The 21,775-nt window shown below is 60.0% G+C and carries 25 protein-coding genes and 1 riboswitch; of the genes, 15 read left to right on the forward strand and 10 right to left on the reverse strand.

Annotated features, from left to right (window positions below):
* The first annotated feature begins 82 nt into the window (after positions 1-82).
* From WNY80_RS02180 to WNY80_RS02205, 6 genes are all read left to right on the forward strand, one after another.
* Positions 83-1,174, forward strand: coding sequence for a cupin domain-containing protein (locus tag WNY80_RS02180; protein WP_342885699.1), 1,092 nt, complete (start codon positions 83-85; stop codon positions 1,172-1,174).
* A 68-nt stretch (positions 1,175-1,242) separates the two neighbouring features.
* Complete coding sequence (locus tag WNY80_RS02185) at positions 1,243-2,445, forward strand: ABC transporter substrate-binding protein (RefSeq protein WP_342885700.1); 1,203 nt, start codon at positions 1,243-1,245, stop codon at positions 2,443-2,445.
* Between the two features lie 139 nt (positions 2,446-2,584).
* Entirely contained in the window at positions 2,585-3,358 is a 774-nt protein-coding gene (locus WNY80_RS02190) for an ABC transporter ATP-binding protein (protein WP_342885701.1), read from the forward strand.
* Positions 3,355-4,074: an ABC transporter ATP-binding protein gene (locus WNY80_RS02195; protein ID WP_342885702.1), complete on the forward strand. Its 720-nt coding sequence runs from the start codon at positions 3,355-3,357 to the stop codon at positions 4,072-4,074. Before WNY80_RS02190 ends, WNY80_RS02195 begins: the two co-directional genes overlap by 4 nt.
* A complete protein-coding gene (locus WNY80_RS02200) occupies positions 4,071-4,961 on the forward strand; it encodes a branched-chain amino acid ABC transporter permease (protein WP_342885703.1) in 891 nt (296 codons plus the stop codon). The genes WNY80_RS02195 and WNY80_RS02200 overlap by 4 nt, the downstream gene beginning before the upstream one ends.
* On the forward strand, positions 4,961-5,905 hold the full coding sequence (locus WNY80_RS02205; protein WP_342885704.1) for a branched-chain amino acid ABC transporter permease: 945 nt from the start codon (positions 4,961-4,963) through the stop codon (positions 5,903-5,905). Before WNY80_RS02200 ends, WNY80_RS02205 begins: the two co-directional genes overlap by 1 nt.
* 23 nt (positions 5,906-5,928) lie before the next feature.
* Here WNY80_RS02205 and WNY80_RS02210 read toward each other — a convergent pair whose 3' ends face one another.
* The 3 genes from WNY80_RS02210 to WNY80_RS02220 all read right to left on the reverse strand — a co-directional run bounded on the left by WNY80_RS02210 (position 5,929) and on the right by WNY80_RS02220 (position 7,605).
* A complete protein-coding gene (locus tag WNY80_RS02210; protein WP_342885705.1) occupies positions 5,929-6,354 on the reverse strand; it encodes a thioesterase family protein in 426 nt (141 codons plus the stop codon).
* Between the two features lie 171 nt (positions 6,355-6,525).
* Positions 6,526-6,936, reverse strand: a complete 411-nt coding sequence (locus WNY80_RS02215; protein ID WP_342885706.1) for a host attachment family protein — start codon at positions 6,934-6,936, stop codon at positions 6,526-6,528.
* 99 nt (positions 6,937-7,035) lie between these two features.
* Positions 7,036-7,605 (reverse strand): type 1 glutamine amidotransferase domain-containing protein, encoded by a 570-nt coding sequence (locus tag WNY80_RS02220; protein ID WP_342885707.1) that lies wholly within the window; start codon positions 7,603-7,605, stop codon positions 7,036-7,038.
* A 245-nt stretch (positions 7,606-7,850) separates the two neighbouring features.
* Here WNY80_RS02220 and WNY80_RS02225 point away from each other — a divergent pair, with 245 nt between their 5' ends.
* The 5 genes from WNY80_RS02225 (at position 7,851) to WNY80_RS02245 (ending at position 11,671) form a co-directional block, all read left to right on the forward strand.
* A complete protein-coding gene (locus WNY80_RS02225; protein ID WP_342885708.1) occupies positions 7,851-8,612 on the forward strand; it encodes an amino acid ABC transporter substrate-binding protein in 762 nt (253 codons plus the stop codon).
* Between the two features lie 36 nt (positions 8,613-8,648).
* Positions 8,649-9,323, forward strand: coding sequence for an amino acid ABC transporter permease (locus WNY80_RS02230; RefSeq protein WP_342885709.1), 675 nt, complete (start codon positions 8,649-8,651; stop codon positions 9,321-9,323).
* Positions 9,320-10,093, forward strand: coding sequence for an amino acid ABC transporter ATP-binding protein (locus tag WNY80_RS02235; protein WP_342885710.1), 774 nt, complete (start codon positions 9,320-9,322; stop codon positions 10,091-10,093). The genes WNY80_RS02230 and WNY80_RS02235 overlap by 4 nt, the downstream gene beginning before the upstream one ends.
* Positions 10,094-10,141: 48 nt before the next feature.
* A riboswitch (FMN riboswitch) is annotated at positions 10,142-10,271 on the forward strand.
* A 78-nt stretch (positions 10,272-10,349) separates the two neighbouring features.
* The gene (locus WNY80_RS02240) at positions 10,350-10,787 is read left to right on the forward strand and encodes a 6,7-dimethyl-8-ribityllumazine synthase (RefSeq protein WP_342885711.1); all 438 of its coding nucleotides are present in this window, start codon (positions 10,350-10,352) and stop codon (positions 10,785-10,787) included.
* A gap of 170 nt (positions 10,788-10,957) precedes the next feature.
* The gene (locus tag WNY80_RS02245) at positions 10,958-11,671 is read left to right on the forward strand and encodes a MarC family protein (protein ID WP_342885712.1); all 714 of its coding nucleotides are present in this window, start codon (positions 10,958-10,960) and stop codon (positions 11,669-11,671) included.
* 135 nt (positions 11,672-11,806) lie between these two features.
* On the opposite strand, the gene WNY80_RS02250 is transcribed toward WNY80_RS02245, so the two are convergent.
* Both WNY80_RS02250 and WNY80_RS02255 read right to left on the reverse strand, forming a co-directional pair.
* Entirely contained in the window at positions 11,807-12,073 is a 267-nt protein-coding gene (locus WNY80_RS02250) for a Rho termination factor N-terminal domain-containing protein (RefSeq protein ID WP_342885713.1), read from the reverse strand.
* A 39-nt stretch (positions 12,074-12,112) separates the two neighbouring features.
* Positions 12,113-12,382 carry a hypothetical protein gene (locus WNY80_RS02255; protein WP_342885714.1) on the reverse strand — a complete coding sequence of 90 codons (270 nt, stop codon included), beginning with the start codon at positions 12,380-12,382 and terminating at the stop codon, positions 12,113-12,115.
* A gap of 172 nt (positions 12,383-12,554) precedes the next feature.
* On the opposite strand from WNY80_RS02255, the gene dusA reads away from it, so the two are divergent.
* Both dusA and WNY80_RS02265 read left to right on the forward strand, forming a co-directional pair.
* A complete protein-coding gene (gene dusA / locus WNY80_RS02260) occupies positions 12,555-13,550 on the forward strand; it encodes a tRNA dihydrouridine(20/20a) synthase DusA (protein ID WP_342885715.1) in 996 nt (331 codons plus the stop codon).
* 40 nt (positions 13,551-13,590) lie between these two features.
* Positions 13,591-14,397 carry a hypothetical protein gene (locus WNY80_RS02265; protein ID WP_342885716.1) on the forward strand — a complete coding sequence of 269 codons (807 nt, stop codon included), beginning with the start codon at positions 13,591-13,593 and terminating at the stop codon, positions 14,395-14,397.
* Positions 14,398-14,544: 147 nt separating this feature from the next.
* Here WNY80_RS02265 and WNY80_RS02270 read toward each other — a convergent pair whose 3' ends face one another.
* Entirely contained in the window at positions 14,545-14,928 is a 384-nt protein-coding gene (locus tag WNY80_RS02270) for an acyl-CoA thioesterase (protein ID WP_342886290.1), read from the reverse strand.
* Between the two features lie 239 nt (positions 14,929-15,167).
* Between WNY80_RS02270 and WNY80_RS02275 the strand changes: the two genes are divergently transcribed.
* Together WNY80_RS02275 and WNY80_RS02280 are read left to right on the forward strand one after the other, a co-directional pair.
* Positions 15,168-16,262: an extensin family protein gene (locus WNY80_RS02275; RefSeq protein WP_342885717.1), complete on the forward strand. Its 1,095-nt coding sequence runs from the start codon at positions 15,168-15,170 to the stop codon at positions 16,260-16,262.
* 260 nt (positions 16,263-16,522) lie between these two features.
* Entirely contained in the window at positions 16,523-17,341 is an 819-nt protein-coding gene (locus tag WNY80_RS02280) for a sulfite exporter TauE/SafE family protein (RefSeq protein ID WP_342885718.1), read from the forward strand.
* 68 nt (positions 17,342-17,409) lie between these two features.
* Here WNY80_RS02280 and WNY80_RS02285 read toward each other — a convergent pair whose 3' ends face one another.
* From WNY80_RS02285 to cobS, 4 genes are all read right to left on the reverse strand, one after another.
* Positions 17,410-19,716: a DUF1217 domain-containing protein gene (locus tag WNY80_RS02285; protein WP_342885719.1), complete on the reverse strand. Its 2,307-nt coding sequence runs from the start codon at positions 19,714-19,716 to the stop codon at positions 17,410-17,412.
* 168 nt (positions 19,717-19,884) lie between these two features.
* A complete protein-coding gene (locus WNY80_RS02290; protein ID WP_342885720.1) occupies positions 19,885-20,574 on the reverse strand; it encodes a TIGR02281 family clan AA aspartic protease in 690 nt (229 codons plus the stop codon).
* Positions 20,575-20,579: 5 nt separating this feature from the next.
* Positions 20,580-20,807, reverse strand: a complete 228-nt coding sequence (locus WNY80_RS02295; protein WP_342885721.1) for a DUF1289 domain-containing protein — start codon at positions 20,805-20,807, stop codon at positions 20,580-20,582.
* Between the two features lie 59 nt (positions 20,808-20,866).
* Positions 20,867-21,649 (reverse strand): adenosylcobinamide-GDP ribazoletransferase, encoded by a 783-nt coding sequence (gene cobS, locus WNY80_RS02300; RefSeq protein ID WP_342885722.1) that lies wholly within the window; start codon positions 21,647-21,649, stop codon positions 20,867-20,869.
* Positions 21,650-21,775: the final 126 nt, after the last annotated feature.

Here is a 21,775-nt window from a genome sequence, read left to right on the forward strand (position 1 = left end):
CTGTTGAAATGCGTGGGTTTTTGCCATTTCCGGTGGGTGGCCCGTATATGAAGACAGTGAGTTTTTGATTGGGGGAAACAGGTTGGATACGCGCGCAGAAATCAGGTTGCCTACTCGTGAACTCAGGGAAGACCTGCCGTTCTACACCAAGACGCTGAAAATGCGCCTCGACATGATCTACCCGGCGGACGATCCGGAAGTTGCAGTACTTTCTGGACATGGTCTGAGGATCCGCATCCAGAAGGACGCGCCGGAAGCGCCTGGAACGTTGCGCATCCTGACAGATGATCCCGATGGCTTTGCCGACGGCAAGCGTGAACTGGTTGCACCGAATGGCACCCGCATCGAGATCGACGAACTCAACCCTCCGATGGTCCTGCCTCAGACCGAACATGCCTTCGTGGTGCGCCGTCTTGCCGACCAGGCACCGTGGGTTATCGGCCGGGCGGGCATGGAGTATCGCGACCTGATCCCGACCCGCCTCGGCGGTGCAATGATTGCCTCGCATATCCGTGTGCCCGACGGTCCGGTGCCTGATATGGTGCATTTCCACAAGGTCGGTTTTCAGCTGATTTTCTGCATCAGTGGCTGGGTTGACGTTCTGTACGAAGATCAGGGCGGAACCCGCCGGCTGACAGCCGGTGACTGCTTCATCCAGCCTCCGCAGATCCGCCACAAGGTGCTGCATGCGGCCGAGGGGATCGAGGTCATCGAGATCGGTGTTCCGGCCGAGCATGTCACCGAAATCGATCACGCGATGGAATTGCCGACACCGCACGAACGGCCTGACCGGGAATGGGATGGCCAGCGTTTCGTCCACAGCCTGGCCAAGGACGGCGTTTTCAAGCCTTTCAGGATTCCGGGCTTTGAAGCCCGTGACACGACGATCAACGAAAACACCAAGGGCGTGGCATCAGTGATGGTGGCGCGGCCGACGGGCGCGCATTCCCCGGTCTGGACCCGGCACGAAGGCGACATCCTGTTCAATTTTGTCATGTCGGGAAGCATGATGCTGGAAGGCGAGGGCAAGGAACCCTACCGCCTTGAAAAAGGCGACGCTTTTGTCATTCCACCACGGATGGCAACACGCTACAGTGAGCCGAGCAACGATCTCGAACTGCTGGAAGTCTCGCTTCCGGGTTCGTTCGAAACAAAGGTTGTCGAAGAAATCTGAGCGGTTTTCATCAACGCCCGTGAGGCGCTCAATAACGCAGGGCACACAAATTAAATGGGAGCAGTACAATGAAAAAAACAACATATGCATTGGCGATCGCGGCGTTGCTCGCGTCCAGCGCGTCTACCCTTGCCGCCGATACCAAGGTCGGCCTGCTGATGGACATCACCGGTCCGATCGCAAGCTTCATTCCGCCGCTGCAGAATGCCGCCAACCTGGCAGTCCAGCATGTCAATGAAGGCGGCGGATTGCTCGACGGTCAGGCCGTGCCGGTCTTTGGCGACACCACCGGATCATCGCAGGGCGCGGTTGACGCCGCCGGCAAGCTGATCAACGTCGAGAACGTGCCGATCATCATGGGCGCGCTGATGTCGGGAACCACGATCGCTTCGGCAGAGGCTGCGGCCATTCCTGCCGGTGTGGTGCAGATTTCGCCGACCGCGACCTCGCCAGCGATGACCGACATCAAGGACAATGACCTGCTTTACCGCATCGTGCCGTCGGACAACTTCCAGGGCAAGGTTCTGGCCAAGATGGTGATGGATGAAGGCCTGACCAAGGTTGCCGTGACCTTCGTCAACAATGACTATGGCGTCGGCATCGGCGGCACCTTCATCGAGGCCTACAAGGCGCTCGGTGGTGAAGTCGTGGCCGAAGTCAAGCATGAGGAAAAGAAGAACTCCTACCGCTCGGAGCTTGCGACACTGTCGAAGGCCGGCGGAGATGCGCTCGTGGTCGTTGCCTATGCGGGCGACTCCGGCGGCAAGATCGTCAAGCAGGCAATCGAAGGTGGCCTGTTCACCAAGTTCATCGGCACCGACGGCCTGCGTGACGAAGCGCTGATCGCCGACATTGGTGCCGAAGCGCTGGCGAGTTCGTTCTTCTCGGCGCCAACCTCGCCGGCAGACAACCCCAACCAGTCCAAGCTGCATGAGCTCTACACGGCAGTCTATAATGAGCCTGCCGACAAGCCATTCGTCGACCAGACCTATGATGCAACCTTCCTGGCGCTGCTGGCCATCGAGCAGGCAGGTTCGGCTGACCGCACCAAGATGGCCGAAGCGCTGCGGGCTGTCGCATCGGCTCCCGGTGAAAAAGTCGGCCCCGGTGAATGGGCCAAGGCCAAGGCGCTGATCGCTGAAGGCAAGGACATCGATTACGATGGTGCCGGCGGCAACTACGATTTCGATGAAAACGGCGATGTTGCCGGCTTCATCGGCAAGTTCGTCGTTGACGGCACGGTCTACAAGCAGATTGCCATCGTTGACTGATGCGGTCTGACCGGACCTGAAACCAATGCCCTCCCTGCACCTCGCGGGGAGGGAAACAACAAGGCGCGAGCCATCCTTCCGGCCCGTCCGGCGGGAAAGGCCTCGCCGGCAGCGTGAACCTGCCGCGAATGGGGAACCCATGATATCAGTTGAGCATGTGAAGGTGAGTTACGGCGGCCCGAATGTCGTCGATGACGTCAGCTTCGACATCCCGGCCGGGCGGATCACCGGTCTCATCGGGCCCAATGGCGCGGGCAAGACCACGATGTTCAACGCGATTGCCGGTCACGTACCGCTTGCGGGTGGACGGATCCTGCTCGAGGGCAAGGACATCACCAGCCTCAAGCCGCATCAGCGGGCGGCGCGCGGGCTGGCGCGAACCTTCCAGATTCCGCACGAGTTTTCGCAGCTCACCGTGATCGAGAATTTCATGGCGGCGGCTGCCACGCCGATCGGCGAGAATGTGTTCAACGTCATCTTCCGCCGCGGCCGCTTCGCCCAGGAAGAGGAAGCGACCTACCGCGCGGCACGCGACATGGTGGCCTTTCTCGAGATCGATCAGGTCAAGGACGAGAAGGCCGGCAACCTGTCAGGCGGCCAGAAGAAACTGCTGGAACTCGGCCGGGCGCTGATGCGCAAGCCCAAGATCATTCTGCTCGACGAGATCGGCGCCGGCATCAACCGCACGCTGCTGGCCAAGATTTCCGACAAGATCCTGCTTTTGAACAAGGAGCAGGGGCTGACCTTCTGCCTGATCGAGCACGATCTCGATTACGTCTCCAAGCTTTGCGACGAGGTTATCGTGATGGCGCAGGGCACGCTGCTGACCCGCGGTTCGGTGGACGATGTGCGCCAAGACGCGCGCGTCATCGAAGCCTATTTCGGCGGCGGAAAATATGAGGCTCAGACATGAACGCTTTGCTGTCCGTCAAGGGGCTGACCGCCGGTTATGGCGGAGTGCCGATCATCGAGGGGGTAAATCTCGATGTTGCCGAGCATGAAATCTCGGTGATCATTGGACCGAATGGTGCCGGCAAGTCGACATTGCTCAAGACCATCTTTGCCCTGACTGCGCGCTCGGAAGGCGAAATCGGATTTGCCGGGAAGGACATCACCGGTCTCAAGACGGCTGAGCTGGTGCCGCTGGGCATCTCGATGGTGCCGCAGAGCCGCAACGTGTTTCCGACGCTCAACGTCGACGAAAACCTCGATGTCGGCACCTATGCCGCGCCGCCCAAAGACAAGGAAAAGGTGCGCGAGAATGTGCTGTCGCTGTTTCCCGATCTCAGGGACAAGCTCGGTCAGGCCGCCGGAGAACTGTCGGGCGGGCAGCGGCAGATGGTGGCGATGGGGCGGGCGCTGATGAGCGAGCCGAAACTGCTGCTTTTGGACGAGCCGACGGCGGGCTTGTCGCCGGCCTATCTCGAGATCATCTTCGATCTGCTGCTCGATATCCGCAAGCGCGGTGTAACCATCCTGATGGTCGAGCAGAACGCCAAGCAGGCGTTGCGGATCGCCGACAATGCCCATGTGCTGGTCAGCGGCAAGAATTTCATATCGGGAACGGGGGAGGCGCTGCTCAATGACGACGCGGTGCGCCGGTCTTTCCTCGGAGGTGCAGCAGCGTGATCGATTTCATCAACCTCTATCTGGTTCCGGGACTGACCATCGGCAGCGTCTATGCGCTGGGCGCGGTGGGCATCTCGATGATCTTCGGCATCCTCAGGTTCGCGCATTTCGCCCATGGCGACCTGATGACCATCGGCGGTTACGGCGTTTTGACGGCAGTCTGGTTCATTCCGGTTCATCCGTTGCTGCTGTTGCCCTTCGGCATCGCGCTGGCGATCGTCTCTGCGCTGGCGGTGGACCAGTTCTTCTACAAGCCATTGCGTAAACTTCCGACCATCTACACGGTGATCGCCTCGTTTGGGGTGGCGCTGATCTTCCGGTCGCTGGCGCAATTGTTCTGGAGTTCGGGCAACCAGGTGTTTACCTCGGGCGTGCGGATGCCGGTGGTTCTGTTTGACACATTCCGGATTTCCGAGCTGCACATGCAGGTCATCATCCTCACCCTGATCATTGCCATTGCCCTGCACTTCTTCCTGACACGCTCGAAACTGGGCCGTGCGATGCGGGCGGTTTCGGACGAGCCGGAACTGGCGGCGGTTGCAGGCCTTGATACCGAGCGCGTGGTGCGCTGGACATGGGTGATTGGCGCCTCAATGGCTGCGACCGCGGGTGTTTTCGCCGGCATGGACACCTCGATGCATCCCAATCTTGGCTGGAACCTGCTGCTGGCGATGTTCGCAGCCGCCGTGCTCGGCGGAATCGGCAAGCCGATGGGCGCCATAGCCGGCGGCCTGATCATCGGCATCGCCGAGGAGACCGCGACCTTCACCTGGCTCAGCGACGAACCGCTGATTTCGCCTTCCTACAAGTCCGCAGTCGCCTTCTTCATCATGGTTGCGCTGCTGCTGTTCCGGCCGCAGGGCCTGTTCAAGGGGAGGCTTCTGTAATGGAACTCACCGGCCTGTTTTTCTACCTGGTCAGCGTGCTGATCGCCGGCGGCATCTATGCCGTGCTTTGCCTTGCGCTCAACGTGCAATGGGGCATGGGCGGGCTGTTCAACGCCGGTATCGCCGGCTTCTTTGCCGTTGGTGCCTATGCCTCGGCGATTGCCACCACGGCGGTTTCGTCCAAGCACCTGGGCGGTTTCGAACTGCCGATCCCGTTCGGGCTCGTCGCCGCGATGATCGTGGCCGGGGTGACCGGCTGGGTCGTCGCCAAGATCTGCGTGCGGCTGAAGAGCGATTATCTGGCTATGGCCTCTGTCGGCATCGCCGAGATCCTGCGGCTTGTCATTGTCAATGAATCCTGGCTCACCAATGGCAGCCTCGGCATTGCCGGCGTGCCGCGTCCGTTCGGCAACCTGGTGAAGGGCAGGGAAGCCGATCTTCTCTATCTCGCCATGGTGTGGCTGTGCGTGCTTGCCGTCTATATCCTGTGCCAGCGGCTTTATGTCAGCCCCTGGGGACGGACATTGAGGGCAATCCGCGACAACGAGGATTCTGCGCGCGCTGCGGGCAAGGATGTCGACTGGTTCCGGCTGCAAACCTTCGTTATCGGCTGCGCCATCATGGGGCTGGCCGGTGCCTTGTCGGCGCATTACTTCAAGTTCCTGTCGCCCTCGGCGACCGAGCCGCTGCTGGTGACATTCCTGGTCTGGGTGATGCTGATGGCAGGTGGATCGGGCAACAACAAGGGCGCCATCGTCGGTGCCCTGGTGATCTGGTTCATCTGGTCGGCAACGGAAATCTTCACCAGCCGGCTGCCGCCGGAATGGATCACGCGGTCGTCCTATATCCGGATGCTGCTGGTCGGGCTGCTGCTGCAGTTCGTGCTTCAAAAATTCCGCTCGGGCCTGATCCCGGAGAAATCACCAAAGATCAGATCCGACTGAGCGAAACAGGTTGATCCCGCGAGTTACTCTGCGGGATCGTCCGGCAGGAACGAGACCAGCTTGGCGCGGACGTCGTCGGGCCAGGGCATCGAGGTGTGCTTGTCGAGCCAGCTTGCCGCCAGCACCTGCTTGCCGGACCAGCGATGCTCGTCCCCGCACAGCACCTTGTGCTCGACCGTCATCGACGATTTGCCGACCTTTGTGACAGTGAGCTCGAATGTCAGCTTGTCACCAAAGAAGGACGGCTTTGAGAAGTCGCATGTCAGGTGCACCGTCGGTGTGCCCCAGCGTTCCTTCCAGATGATCTCGTGCCAGGGATAGCCGATCGCCGACCAGAACTCCTCGATCACGCCATTGAGCAGATTAAGATAGGACGGGTAATAGGCGGTGCCGGAAATATCGCAGTCGCCGAAATGCAGCATGCGGTCGGTGGTGTAGCTAGCGGTCATGATGCCCCCAAAACGTAAATCCACCCCGGATTTCGCATTTACGGCGAGGTGAGGCAACTCCCCAAAGGTTCCAGGCGTGTGTTCAAGCTGACCTTCATCGGTATTGAAATGGCGTATGGCCGAAAACGACCGGGTATCGAACCCGGCCGTCATGTGTCGCCCTTGGTATAATCAGAGCGCTGCCAGGATCGATTTCTCGATCTGGTCGGTGGGGCTGTTGACCAGGGTTTTGGCCAGTTCCAGCATGATCTTGTCGGTGACGCTGACATGCAGGCTCGGGCGGGTTTCGCCGAGTGTGTCGGGGTCGAGCACGAGGATCAGATTGTCGAATTTGTGCTGCTGGGCCAGGTCATAAAGGTGATTGGCCAGGATCTTGGCGAATGTGGCTTCCATCGATTCCTTTGCAGAGGTATCGGGTGGCTGCTTGCCGGCCGGACCCTGATCGGCAAGGTCGCCGGGTTCCAGATCCTTGGTGTGCTGCAGCTTGAGTTCTCCGTTCTTGCCGGAGTTGCGGTAAAATTTGGCACCTTCTCCGGTGCCGACAACGATGAGGGTCTTGTGAGGGACTGGTAGGTTGGTCATGCGATCTCCCGCGTTGGGTGAAAAGATTGGCAACCACCACTATGGCGACCAATGCGGCGGGCTGGAGGCAGCCGCAATTGCGGCCGCCCCGAAACCGGTTCAGGCAGCGTTGGCTGCATCGCGATGATGCTCGCCTTCGCGCACTTCCTCGATGATCTTGTTGACGAATGCCTCGAGATCCTTGGGCGAACGGCTGGTGATGATGCCGTTGTCGATGGCAATCTCGCTGTCCTCCCACTTGGCGCCGGCATTTTCCATGTCGGTGCGGATCGAGTGATAGGATGTCGCTTCGCGACCCTTGATCACGCCGGCTTCGATCAACAGCCAAGGGGCATGGCAGATGGCGGCGACGATCTTGTCACTGGTGACGAAGTCGCGGACGAGCTGGACGGCATTGTTCTCGACGCGCAACAGGTCCGGGTTGATCTGGCCGCCCGGAAGCACCAGCGCGATGTAGTCATCGACCTTGACGTCTGAAATCTTCAGATCGGCTTCAACCGTGCTGCCCCAGTCGTCCTTGTCCCAGCCCTTGATCGGCTTGCCGTCAAGCGTGGCGACGTGAACCGTGGCGCCAGCCTTCTTCAGCTGTTCGAGCGGATATTCGAGTTCTGACTGCTCAAAGCCGTGGGTCGACATGATGAGGATCTTGGCGTTTTCCATGTTGGGCATGTTTTGCTCCTTGATCGTGAAACTTACCGGGCCCCAACGCCTGCCCCCGGCGAGAGTTCCGAATTTTTCTCGAGAAACGGGTGCGTCCTGTCACGGAAGTTCACGAGCGTTCACAAAGCCGGTCAAACCGGCACACATAGCAATTTCTGCGTTTGTAATGGCGGAACCAGCGCCCATTTGTGGCGTTCACTTCATAGCCTGGCCGCTTGTCATGCGGCCGGTGGCCATCACAAGAGGGACAGGAAATGTTCAAATCAATCGCCATTGCCGCGCTCGCTGCGGCAAGTTTCGTTTCAATCGCCCAGGCTCAGGACAACGACACGCTGCGTGTCGGCATGTCGGGCGGCTATTTTCCCTTCACCTTTGTTCAGCAGGACAAGCTGCAGGGTTTCGAGGTTGATGTGATGAACGCGGTGGCAGCGGAGACCGGGATGAATGTCGAGTTCGTCACCATGTCATTTTCCGGACTGATCGGCGCGCTGAACTCGGGCCGCATCGATACGGTCGCCAACCAGATCACCATCACGCCGGAGCGCGAGGCGGCCTTTGTCTTCACCCAGCCCTACGTCTATGACGGCGCACAGGTGGTGGTGAAGAAGGGCAATGAAGACGTTATTGGTGGACCTGAAGACCTGAAAGGGCGCACCGTGGCGGTCAATCTCGGCTCGAATTACGAACAGTTGCTGCGCGAGCTGCCTTATGCCGACGAGATCAATATCAAGACCTACGAATCCAATATCGAGCAGGATACCGCGCTTGGCCGGGTGGATGCGTTCGTGATGGACCGGGTGTCTTCGGCGCAGGTGATCCAGAAAAGCCCACTGCCGCTGGCGCTTGCGGGGCAGCCGTTTTCCGAAATCCGCAATGCGTTGCCATTCCGCGATGACGAGACGGGCCGCGCCCAGCGCGACCGGGTCGACGCTGCACTGACAGCGTTGCGCGAAAAGGGAACGCTTGCGGAAATTTCGCAGACGTGGTTCGGAGCCGACATCACGTCGGCCGAATAGCGGCGGCTTCCACCAGGCAAGCGGGGCAGGGGCATCATGCAAGCGCTCAATTTCGATTACATGCTGGGGCTTGTGCCCGTGTTGCTGGGATACGTGCCGCTGACGCTTGGCATGGCTCTGGCATCAATGGCGTTTGCGCTGGTGCTGGCCGCCCTGCTGGCGGTGGAGCGGGTTATCCGCATCCCGGTGCTTGATCAGGCGGTGATGCTGTTCATCAGCTTTTTCCGCGGGACACCGCTGCTGGTGCAATTGTTCCTGTTCTACTACGGCCTGCCTCAGCTGGTGTCGTTTCTCTCCCAGATCAACGGCGTCACCGCGGCGATCATGGGGCTGACGCTGCATTTCTCGGCCTACATGGCGGAAAGCATCCGCGCCGCGATCATCGGCGTCGACCGCAGCCAGTGGGAAGCCTCGATGGCGGTGGGCATGACCCGCGGCCAGATGCTCAGGCGCATCGTGTTGCCACAGGCCTCGCGGGTGGCGGCTCCGACGCTGGTCAACTATTTCATCGACATGATCAAGAGCACCTCGCTGGCCTTCACCCTCGGCGTGACCGAGCTGATGGGCGCCACCCAGAAGGAGGCGGCCGGCAGCTTTCTCTATTTCGAGAGTTTCATCGTGGTGGCGATCTTCTACTGGGTCATTGTCGAAGTGCTCTCCTATGGCCAACGCAGGCTCGAGGGCCGCATGGAAGAGGCATATTCGCGATGACCGGTGTTTTGGGACTGACCAAGCGTTTCGGCGCCAATATGGTGCTCGACGGTATCGATCTCGAGGTGAAGGACGGGGAGCGGGTTGTCATCATCGGCCCTTCGGGCACGGGGAAGTCGACGCTGCTTCGCTCGATCAATTTCCTCGATCATCCGGATGCCGGCACCATCACGGTTGGTGATCTGAGCGTAGATGCGGCACGCGCCAGCCGGAAAGATATTCTTGGCCTGCGCCGCCGGACGGCGTTCGTCTTCCAGAACTATGCGCTGTTTGCCAACAAGACGGCGCGCGAGAACATCACCGAAGCGTTGGTGACGGTGCAGAAACTCTCCCGGGCCGCCGCCGAAGCGCGTGCCGACGAGGTGCTCCGCGAAACCGGGCTGAGCGAGAAGGCGGATGCCTATCCGGCGGCCCTTTCCGGAGGGCAGCAGCAGCGCGTCGGCATCGGCAGGGCAATGGCGCTAGGCGCGGAGCTGATGCTGTTTGACGAGCCAACCTCCGCGCTTGATCCCGAATGGGTCGGCGAGGTGCTTGACCTGATGCGCCGCGTGGCCGAGCAGCGCCAGACCATGCTGATCGTCACGCACGAGATGCAGTTCGCGCGCGAAATCGCCGACCGCATCGTCTTCATGGAAGCCGGGCGGATTGTCGAGCAGGGGCCGCCGGCCCAGATCTTCGATGATCCTCACGATCCGCGCACGCGAGATTTCCTGCGCCGGGTCGGACAGGTCGGCGGGAAAGCCGGAGGACCAGGCAAGAATGGCGGCTGACGCGCCGCAAGAACGAATTGACTCAAGTGGAATGAGGAATTACCACCGGCCTATTCTCAGGGCGGGGTGAAATTCCCCACCGGCGGTTACAGCCCGCGAGCGCCACCTTCGGGTGGGTCAGCAGACACTGGTGGAATTCCAGGGCCGACGGTTAGAGTCCGGATGGTAGAGAATGGGCGTGAGGCAGCAGGTTGCGAGACCTGTTCCAAGCGCTTGTGCGCTCTGGGATCTTGTCATTATTGAAAGGACCCGAGCAATGACAAAATCCCTCAAAATTGCTTTCATCAAGGCTCGCTGGCATGCCGATATCGTCGATCAGGCGCTTGTCGGCTTCAATCAGCGGCTGACTGAACTTGGACTTGATGCCGAGGTCAGGCCGTTCGATGTGCCCGGCGCATTCGAAATGCCGCTGCTGGCGCAAAAGCTGGCCAATACCGGTGAGTATGACGCGGTCGTTGCCGCCGCATTGGTGGTGGACGGTGGTATCTACAGGCATGATTTCGTGGCCCAGGCGGTTGTGACCGGGCTGATGGATGTTCAGCTCAAGACCGAGGTTCCGGTGTTTTCGGTCTCGTTGACGCCACATCATTTCCAGCCGAAGGGCGAGCATGAAGCCTTTTACTTCCAGCACTTTGTGCAGAAGGGCCGCGAAGCGGCGGATGCGGTGGCGCAGGTCGCAAGCCTCGACATCTAATTCGCGTTCCCGTCAGTCCGGTAATTGAACCCCGCCCCGGTCGGTGCGTCCTGGCGGGGTTTTTGCCAGGCTGGGGTGCGGATATGGTGATTTTCATTCTGAAATCTTCTCCCTGTTTATCAGATTGATAGACCCGGCATTTAGACAAGACGGGGTTGGTGGACGAGCTCTTGAAAATCAAGCCGGGCCGGGTCTTCTGCACGTGGCAGGCCGGGGGCGGGGCAAACGAAATTACGGGTCAAGGAACTTACATGGACCACGCTGAATTGATGAAAGCCTTCGGGGCCTTTTTTGCGATCATGAACCCGTTCGTGAATTTGCCGATGTTTCTGGCGCTTACAGCGGGTTTTACGGTGGCCCAACAGCGCAAGCTGGCTGCGAATGTCGCAATATTCTCTGCCGTCATGTGTGCCCTGATCCTATTCGCCGGTCAGCAGATCATCGATTTTTTCGGCATCACTGTCGATCAGTTCCGTATCGCAGGTGGCCTGGTGCTGGCCCATATCGCCTGGTCGATGTTGAACGGCAACAGCATTGCCTCGCATCACGGCACTGATAGCGAGCAGGAGCACATTCAGGACCTGTCCGGCCTTGCCTTCTATCCGATCACGTTTCCGATGATCGTCGGCCCGGGAACCATAGCAACACTGATCATCTATACCGGACACGCCAAGGGATTGGAGGACCTGCTTGCCATCGGCGGGGTGGTCGGCGCCATTCTGGCATTGCTGTTCATCGTGTTTTTCTTTGCGGCCTTTTTCGGCAAGGTCTTGAGCGACTCGATGCGGGTGATCATGTCACGTCTGATGGGCATGATCCTGTTGGCGATTGCTCTTGAGATGATTTTGGCGGGGACCAAGGCAGTGCTACCCGGCCTGGCCTGAGTGCTAAACCGCAGCCTTGAAGCCTGACGGTTTTAAGTTGTTCATGCAGGTGAGCCGGCACAACAAGAAAGCCCCGCACGGGAGGGGTGTCCGTGCGGGGCTTCCAGGCCTGCCTGGGCAGGCAGGCCGGGGGTATCAGTTGCTCCGGAGCGCCTCGATGAGTTCACCCTTGGTCATGCCCGAATGGCCGTCGATCCCGAGTTCCTGGGCGCGTGCGTAGAGCTCGTCCCGGGTCCACTCTTCATAGGGTGGGGCCTTACCGCCCTTGACGGATGGTTTCTGGCTGTCGTTGGCCTGTGCATTGGCAATGCGGGCAGCCTTCTGCTTGGAGGCGCCGTCCTCGCGCAATGCTTCGTAGGTGTCGTCATCCTTGACCGAGGATCCGTGGTTGCTCGTGGCCATGGCTGTGCTTGCTCCGTGTTGCGGTGATCGTGGCGTTCGTCAAAACCGTTCGGACAGCGTTGCAATCGCCGCGTCTATGTCATCGAGCAGCGGGGCCATGTCGTTGCCGAAATCGGCATGGGACCGTGCCTCGATTTCGGCACGCATGGCTTTAAGCGTCTCTAGGCGCTGGTCCATCGATTGCGGTGACATCAGCACGGCGTTGATGTCGTCTGCGGTCAGCGTCTGGGCGATGCCGTCAATGTCGGCGTCGCCGCCGATCTGGACGTCGACGGGGTCAACGATCGAACCGTTTTTCTCTATCGGCATGGAGGTCTCCGTTGCTGTTTCGCTGTCAACGCGCCAAGGGCGGAGCCGGTTCCATCCGAGCTGCGCCGATGACGCGGAAACCGGAGTTTCGCGCCGGGGCGAATTGGGCTATATGCAGGCCAGACCGCCCGGGCGGAGACCCGGCAACCGGAAACCCAGTGATAAAGACCTGATGAGCAGCTACCCGTCACATCGATTTTCAATCGCGCCCATGATGGACTGGACGGACCGGCATTGCCGTTTCCTGCATCGCCAGCTCACGCGCAAGGCGCTGCTCTACACCGAGATGGTGGTGGCCGACGGGATCATCCATGGTGACCGCCAGCGGCTGCTCGGCTATGACGAGTGCGAGCATCCGGTGGCGTTGCAGGTGGGCGGCTCGGAGCCGGACAAGCTCGCCGAGGCGGTGCGGATTGCAGGCGAGTTCGGCTACGACGAAATCAACCTCAATGTCGGTTGTCCTTCAGACCGGGTCCAGTCGGGGGCATTCGGTGCCTGCCTGATGCGCGAGCCGGACCTGGTGGCGCGCTGCGTGGCGGCGATGAAGGCGGTCTCCGATGTTCCGGTGACGGTGAAATGCCGGATCGGAGTCGACGATCAGGATCCCGAGATTGCGCTGTCTGACCTGGCCACCGCGGTGGTGGACGCAGGCGTGGATGCGCTTTGGGTGCATGCCCGCAAGGCCTGGCTCGAAGGGCTTTCGCCCAAGGAGAACCGCGATATCCCGCCGCTCGATTATCAGCGCGTGTATCGCCTCAAGCAGGATTATCCTAATCTTTTCATCGGGATAAACGGCGGCGTTACGGATCTGAATCAAGCGGTTGAGCATCTGAATCATGTCGATGGGGTCATGCTCGGCAGGGCCGCCTATCACAACGCCTCGTTGCTTGCCGGTGTGGATCGCGAGATTTACGGAGTGGACGGAGCCGAGGTCGATTGGGCTGCGATCTGTGCTGCGATGATGACCCATGCCGAAGGGCACCTGGCTTCCGGCGGACGTCTGAACCACGTCACCCGGCACATGGTCGGGCTGTTTCAGGGGGTTCGCGGCGCGCGCCGTTTCCGGCAGATCCTGTCGGCCGAGGCGGTGCGGCCGGGAGCGGGACCGGACGTGATCGCGGCCGCTTTTGAGGCAATCGATCTTGCCGATCTGACCGCGGCGGCCTGACCGTGGCGTGCTGCTGGCGGATAAATCGACAGGACCGGGCATGAACGCAATTCGCTCCTATCCGATCATCGGTGCCGTCATCGCCCAGCTTGTTGCCGGTGTGATCGTGATTGCAATCAGCATGGGACTGGCTGACCGGCTTGAACCGGGCAGCCTGTTCTGGGGCGGGTTGGCGGTTCAGAGCGTGGTGGCCGCATTGGTGACGAAGTTTATGGGGCTGCCTGTCTGGTGGGTCTGGATCAGCTTGTGCTTTCCATCCGCGCTGATACTTGCGCTCAATGCCGGTGATTTGCCGGCATGGCCGTTTGGTGTCGGCTTTGTCGTGCTTTATCTGGTCTTCTCCAACACCGCACGCGAGCGGGTGCCGCTGTATCTGACCAACCGGCCGACGACCGATGCTCTGCTGTCGCTGATGCGGCAACGTGGTGCCGTGCGGTTCACAGATCTCGGTTCAGGCCTCGGCGGTGTAGTCAGGGCGCTGGATGGCGAGGGCAGGCGGGCTGCGGGTGTCGAATCCGCGCCGATGGTCTGGCTCGTGTCTGCTGTCCTTTCGAAACTCCAGGGGCGGGGAAAGATCCTGCGGCAGGATATCTGGTCAACCGACATCTCGGATGAAGATATCGTCTACGTCTTTCTCTCGCCCGAGCCGATGCCCCAGCTTTACGAGAAGGCGCAGCGGGAGATGAAACCCGGCAGCCTGCTGGTCTCCAACAGCTTTGCAGTCCCGGGTGTCGAAGCCTCCGAGATCTGGGAGCTCGCCGACCGGCGCAAGACGCGCCTGTATCTTTATGACATGAACAAGCCGGATTGCGGGCCGGATGATGAGGCTGCAGAGCAAGCTGGCTGAATCCTGAGCAGAACCGGTTCACGGTCTTTTTCGGTTTGGAATTTATTGTTTTATTTTAATGGCTTGATGTCTGTCGCTAACGGATTGAATCCGGACGCTGACACGCCGATTCAATCGTGCGTCATGGCGTTGCGGCGCCGCTGCTGGTCACTCGGGCGGCAGCGGGGTCGGCTTGTTGTCCTGATCGAGCGCCACCATGACAAACAGGGCATTGGTCACCTTGTCCATCTGTGGCGAGAGATAGCGCTGCGCCCAGGCCTCGACCAGAAGCGTCATCGAGGTGCGGCCGACCTTGACGATGTCGGTGTAGATGCACAGCGTATCCCCGATCTTGACCGGCATGGCGAACGACATTTCGTTGACCGCCGCCGTGACCACGCGCCCCTTGGCGCGCTCTGCGGCGCGGATGCCGCAGGCAAGGTCCATCTGGGCCATCACCCATCCACCGAAAATATCTCCGGCAGCGTTGGCATCGGCCGGCATGGCCAGTGTCCGCAAAGTCAATTCACCGGTCGGGCTGATCATGGTCATCTCCTGATTGAGCATCAGGTTTAGCCCGGCGCCGGTCAGTTTTGAAGGGAGCGCAGGCGAGAATATGGGGATGAAGCGGGAATGTCCGGTCTGGCATGGCCGGCTGCATTTGCAACTGGATCGCAGTGACGCAGGATCTGTGCCGCAATATTGCCCCAGACGTTAACGCCAGGGATCAGGCTTCCTTTACTGTTGTGTGGGATTGTCATGGTTAGTTTTGCGTATCCTCGGAGAAATCCATGTTGTCTCGTGTATCCAGATGCCGCCACCACCGGCTGTCAAAGGCAGGGCTGGCGCTGTCCACCGTGCTGTTTGCCGGGGGGTGCACAGGTGATATGGCGCCTCCGGGGGATTTGCTGGCGATCGAACCGGCAGCGCCGGTGATCCTGAGCGAACCTGTTGCGCCGATGAGGATGGCCAGTGCGCCGGTTGCGCCGACCATGTTCGCCGATGCGTCCGATGCACGCATTCCCAACAGCCCGGATGCTCCGTTGCAAAACGTGCTCGCCTATCCTGTCTCGGCAGGGGTGGACGTGAACCAGACGACTTCCGCCTTGCCGGAAGGCAGGCTCGACCAGCCGATCGTGACCGGCATCGGCACCGACAATCCGCAACTGGCCAGCACGTCCGGTTACACCGTGGACAGCGGATCGGGTGGCATGGTGACCGGCTCAGAGGACCAGCTTCGGGGCAATCGCAGCGCTGACAACCCGGTTCAGGTTGCGGGGCTGATGCCACGGGTCACCAACCCGATGAGCGCACCGCAGTGGGCGGGCGGCATGCCGGCGGCGGAGAAAGCCTGCCGCAACCGTCTCAAGCGGCTTGGCGTGACCTATCGCGATCTGCCAGCGATCAGCAGCGGCAAGGGGTGCTCGATCCCGTATCCGATCGAAGTCACCGAACTTTCCGGCGGGATCAGGATCAAGCCTGCCGCCAAGCTCAATTGCCAGATCACCAATGCGTTCGCACAATGGGTGAAGAACGAACTCGCGCCCGCGGCCCGGCTTCGCTATCTCTCCGGCGTGAGCGAGATCCGTCAGCTTTCCTCCTATTCCTGCCGGACGATGAATTCCAAACGCGGCGCGCCGATGTCCGAGCATGCACGCGGCAATGCGATCGATGTCGGCAAGATCACGCTCGACAACGGGCAGGCAATCTCGGTGAGAAAGCCGGGTTTCTTTTCCTTCCGTGAGAAAAGCCTGCTCAAGACCGTCCGCAGCGACAGCTGCAAATATTTCACCACCGTACTCGGCCCCGGAAGCGACATTCATCACAAGGATCACTTCCATTTTGATCTGAGAACCCGCAAGACCGGCTACCGGCACTGCGATTGAGCAAAAAGGAAGGCTGGACAATGCCAGCCTTCAGCCCGTTGCAGGGGATGGGCGTCGACCCGGAACGGAAGGACTCATGACGCGACCGGTATGCAAGCGGGGATCCGGCCCATGGAGTCAGACGGCCTGATGTTGAGCCCCCGACCGTGACTGGATGATGCCTTAAGAATGTCTCTGTTTGATGACAGCGGGCTTCTAAGCTAAAGGCTGCAGGCGACATGTTCCGGCAAACGGCGGAACGCCGGACAAGGAATGCTTGAATGCCGCCAATGGGTGAGTTGATCTGGTTTGCGGCAGCCCTTGCCGGAGCCGGGGCTGTGGCCGGGTTCCTTGCGGGCCTTTTCGGCATTGGCGGCGGGGCAATCCTGGTGCCGGTTTTCTATCAGCTTTTCGGACTTCTTCACATCGACGATGCGGTGCGCATGCATCTCTCTGTCGGCACGTCGCTGGCCATCATCGTTCCGACATCGATACGGTCGTTTCTGGCGCACCGGAAAAGGGGAGCGGTCGATATGCAGCTGTTGCGCAGCTGGATCATACCGGTGCCGCTCGGGGTTCTCTCCGCGTCGGTGATCGCGGCTTCAGTGTCGAGTGCAGGCTTGCGCGCGATCTTCGCGCTGATCGCCATTCTGGTTGGCCTGCGGATGCTGTTGAACCGGCAGCACTGGCGGCTGGGCAGCGTGGTGCCGTCCAATCCGGTCAGGGCCATCGTCGGCTGGTCGATCGGGCTGTTGTCCGGATTGATGGGAATTGGCGGAGGCGTGCTCAACAACACCTTCATGACGTTGTACGGACGTCCGGTGCATCAGGCGGTGGCGACCTCCGCGGGCATTGGTGTGCTGATCGCCATCCCGGGGCTGTTTGGATATATATGGGCCGGGTGGGGGGCAAACGGACTGCCGCCGTTTTCGACCGGTTACATCAACTGGCTGGTGGTGGCGCTGATCATTCCGATTACGCTTGTGGTTGCGCCGCTGGGCGTGCGCTTTGCCCATGCGCTTGAAAAGCGCCAGCTGGAAACAGGCTTCGGCTGTTTCATGCTGCTGGTTGCTGCGCGATTTTTCTACAGCCTGACCTGACGCTCAACCCGAAGAGGAGCGGCTATCGCCGGGTCTTGCCGGTGCCGGTATGCGGCACCGGGTTTTGATCAGGAGCTTGCGCGCAGTTGCGCCAGTGTCGCCACGGTTTCAAAATTGATCGATGTGCTGCCGTTCATAAGCGTGAGCAGAGGGTCCTCGGCGCCATTGTCGATGTCATAGAGAGCCAGGAAGCGTTGAACCAGGGTTTCAACCTTTTCCGGATCCAGCAAATCATCAATGTCGAGGAACCGGTCCAGCATCTCTTTTTGCTTGTCGATGTCGCTGGCGGCCGTTTCTTCCGAAATCGAGAATGCGATGCGGACAAATTGCGCCAAGGCGTCATCTGCGAGAATGTCATAGGCACTGGTCAGAGTTGGCGCCATGCGCTCGAAATAGAGTGCCAGACGCGCGCCCAGGCTTTCTTCCCCGGCTTCCTCTTCGATTGCCTGGTTCAGGTAAAGACGCTGGGTTTCAACAAGTCCACGTTCGTTCTGTACGCTCTGGCTGTTGTTGGGGCGGATGAAGCCATCGGCGTCAAAATTGAACGATCCGGCGATCTTCTGGAACCCGATGTCGGTTTGCTGATTGGCAAAGCTGTCGGGATCATCGAGGTCGGAAAGCAGCACGGCCCTGAGTGTCTCGTTGCTCACGTCGACCGGTCTGAGACCTTCCGCAACGAGCAGCACGTTTTTCAGGCGCACATCGGCCAGGAGCTGGTCGACGGTCTCAAGGTTCTGAAGTTGGGTGCGGTAATATGCAACCTCATCTTCGGCTGCCGCCTTGGAGGATTCGCTCGAATCGAGCCTTGTCACCGCGGTGTAGTAGGCCTTGCCGATCCGTGTGATCTCATTTTCGGACTGCGCGTAGCGCGGTGCACCAATGCTGCCATCGGCGGCAAAGTTGAACGCCTTTGCCAGCTGCACAAAGCGGTCGTCACCCATCGTGTTCACGTAGCTTTTGGGATCATAGGGATCGCTGGTGAACACCTGTTTCAGTTTGTAGGTGGAGACTTCGTCCGGCGATATGTTGAAGGCCTTCAGCGCGAATTCGCGGATGGTCACGGCAGCCGGCTGGGCCGACAGGAAGTCGTCGAGGTTGCTGGTAAGCCCGATATAGAGCTTGTATTTGGCGATTGCCGCAGCATCGGCCTCATCATCGGCGTCGTTGTACTTGTCGATGTAATTGGCCATCGTCATGAACAGCTGGTCGCTGTCCTGAATGTCCTTGCCAGGCGTGATGGTGCCGTCGCTTTCAAAATTGAACGCCTTGGCCAGTGCGATGATCTCGTCGCTCTTGGTGTAGATCTCTCCGTTCAGATCGGAAGTGTCCTGCTCCAGCGCCCATTTGACATCGGCGCGGCTGGTGGTCAGCGGCACGCCATAGGCCGTCAGCATCATGATGGAGAGCCGGGAGTTGTCGAGAAGCTCGTCAATCGTGGTGATGCTGGAAATCGTGTTTTCGTAATACTCCTTGTTGAGCAACGCTCCGGTGGAGGTCAGCCTTGGCTGAGAAAGCACGTAAGATTCGGTGACCAGCTTCATCTGCGCCGCATTCATCGGCTCGACACCCGCGTCCAGCGTTCCATCTGCCTTGAAATTGAACGATGCGGCCAGATTGAAGAAATTGTCGGCCTTGGCGATGGACTTCGAATACTGGGTGATCAGGTAGTTTATCTTCTCTTTTTCAGCGGCGGTTTTCGACGGATCGGCCAACTGCGTGTTGAGATCGGCAACCAGTACAGTCCAGTCATCGACCTTCGGCGCGATAACGGAATTGATGTAGCTGCCCGCATCGGCGATGTCGCTGGTGAGCACGCTCCTGATGGTGTCGTAGTCAAACGTATCGGGATCGATGCCAAAGGTGGTGAAGACGTAATCGCGGGCACGTATGTCCTTGAACAGGTCATCGACATTGGTGAATGTCGGAACCACGGCGGTGAAATAATTGGTGTCCGCCCTCAACTGGCTGTCATTGTCCTGGATCGTCTGTTCATAGGTGCCGATCAGGCTGTCCATCTGGGTGGGGGTCTGGACAATCTCGGAAGTGACGGTTTTGCCAAAGTCATAGGCCGCCGCCAGCGTCTTGTACCTGGTGTCGGTCAGAAGGTTTGCGAAACTGCTGGTGTCGGTCAGGTCGCTTTCGAGAACCTTGCGGATAAAGGCCTTCGCATAGGTCATTTCTTCCAGCCCGTAGGCTTTCATCGCGTAGGCATACACCCGGTCATTGTCGAGAAACTCGTCGATGCTGGTGATCGATCCGATCGTCTCGCGGTAATATTGCAGTTCCCGGCTGATCACCGCATCCGCCGCCTTTCGGCTCAGCGTCTGGTTGATGTCTTTCGTGTAGAAAGTATAGGACTGATAGCTTGAAATCATGGTGCGACCTGTGACCGGGAAAGCAAACGAAACGACCGTTGAACTGACGGATATCCGGCTTTTGAAGACGGACTTTCGCCGACAGTGTCACAGCTCGCTTGCCTGAGGCTTTCCACTGGTAGGAACATTGCCACAGTGCTGCAGGCGGGCGTCGATTTCGAGGCTATACTAGTCGCGCAGGATGACTTCGTCCCGCCGCATCTCGAATGCGGTTAAGGAAGAGATAAAATTCATCCCCAGAAGGCTCTGGTCTAGGCGCCCCGGCTCGGCCACCATGGCGCGCAATCCATGGCGAACGACCGAGCCCACGGTCACCGTGTCGAGACGGACGGGCGCGGCGCGGGCCTGTCCGTTGGCGGTGTTGATAATCAGCGTATAACTCAGTTCGGCATCGGTAAAACCGATATGCAGGGCATCGTCATGCGACAACGCAATCGATGTGGCGCCGGTGTCGATGAGAAAATCGACCGGTTGGCCGTTGACCTCGCCAGCGGCCTGGAAATGCCCGTTTAGGGATTTGCGGATCAGGACAGCCTGGCCATTTTCGTCAGATACCGTGACCGGCCGGCCGGGCGCCAGTCCGCCGGCAACGCGCAGCACCATCTCCTTGGCCTGGTCCTGGTAAAGCCAGCCGGTGGCCAGACCGAGAATCATCACCACCCAGATCAGCAGGTTGCGGACCATTTCCCCGATATTGCGATGGGCGCCGACCACGCCTGCACCGACGACTGCTCCAATCAGCCCCAGATAGACCAGGCTGGCGAGATCGGCATTGGGCAGGCCGAAGCTGAAGCCGGTTTCATGGTTGAAGATCAGGACGGCGAGAGCGACGCCAATCAGCGCGAGAATGAAAACCATGCCTGTCAGCTGTCCTGACGTTCGCGCGCCATGCGCTGCCGCCTGGTTTCGCGGCGGGGTTTGCGTTCGACCGTTTCCAGCCGCGCCGGAAGATCGGCCATCAACTGGCGCCTGATTTCGGGCGAATAATCCATCCAGCCGGCAATTTCGTCGCGCGTGCGCCCGCAGCCGAAACAATATCCGGTCTTCATGTCTATCGAGCATACCAGGATGCAGGGCGATTCTATGCTCATGGGCGGTTTCGCTCGGTTTCGGACACTGTGGTCATTTTATATCGGTTTATATCGGTCGTTCACAGCAAAAGGGCAAGGGTGGCAAGGCAGACTGTCTCGCAGATCTGCTGGGTGGCGCCGATGGTGTCGCCGGTGTGGCCGCCGAGTTTCGAGCGCACCAGGGACGTCCAGCTGCCTGCCGCCGCTGCGAGCAGCGCCAGGCCGAGAAGCGCAGTCACCAGCCCCGACGCGAGTGTCACAAGAAGGACGAAGAGGGCTGCGCCGGAGATGAGGGCGAGGGTGCGCGCCCTGTCTTCCGGGGCGCCGACCGAGGCTGCGACGCCATCCTGCCGGGCCTGGGTTAGAACGGTCCAGTGCCAGACCATGGCAGTTCGGGAGGCCGAGCCAACGGCAAGACAGATCAGAAAGGCGCTCCAGCCGCCGATAACCGAAATGATGATGGTCAGGGCGGTGACGCGAAGCGCGAAGCTTATCACCAACGCCAGCACGCCATAGGTTCCGATGCGGCTGTCCTTCATGATTTCGAGCATCTGCTCGCGTCCGCCGCGTGCGCCCAAGGCATCGGCGCTGTCGGCCAGCCCGTCCTCGTGCAGCGCGCCGGTCACGCCTATCAGGAGCGAGAGCGCGAGGATCGCGGTCAGTGCGGCGTTGGCTTCGAATGCAGACAGGATCAGGATAGCCAAACCGGGGCAAAGCGCGATGATCAGGCCCGTGGCAGGAAACATGCCCGCAGCCCGGCTCAGGGAGCCGTCATGCCCGGAAAAATGGCGCGCCGGCATTGGCAGGCGGCTGAGAAATCCTGTGGATCGGGCGAGGTCGTCGATGTAATCGCTGAACTGCATATCGGTCTCCGGCCTGCGGCATTGTTCGGATCAAGATCCGCCGATGTCGCGAACGTTATTGTCCTTGGGCGATTTGACAATTACACCGGGCCACGTCGCGCGTCATGCGCAGAAGAGTCTTGGAGA

This window comes from Hoeflea sp. AS16, from assembly GCF_038900095.1.
Lineage (GTDB): Bacteria > Pseudomonadota > Alphaproteobacteria > Rhizobiales > Rhizobiaceae > Hoeflea.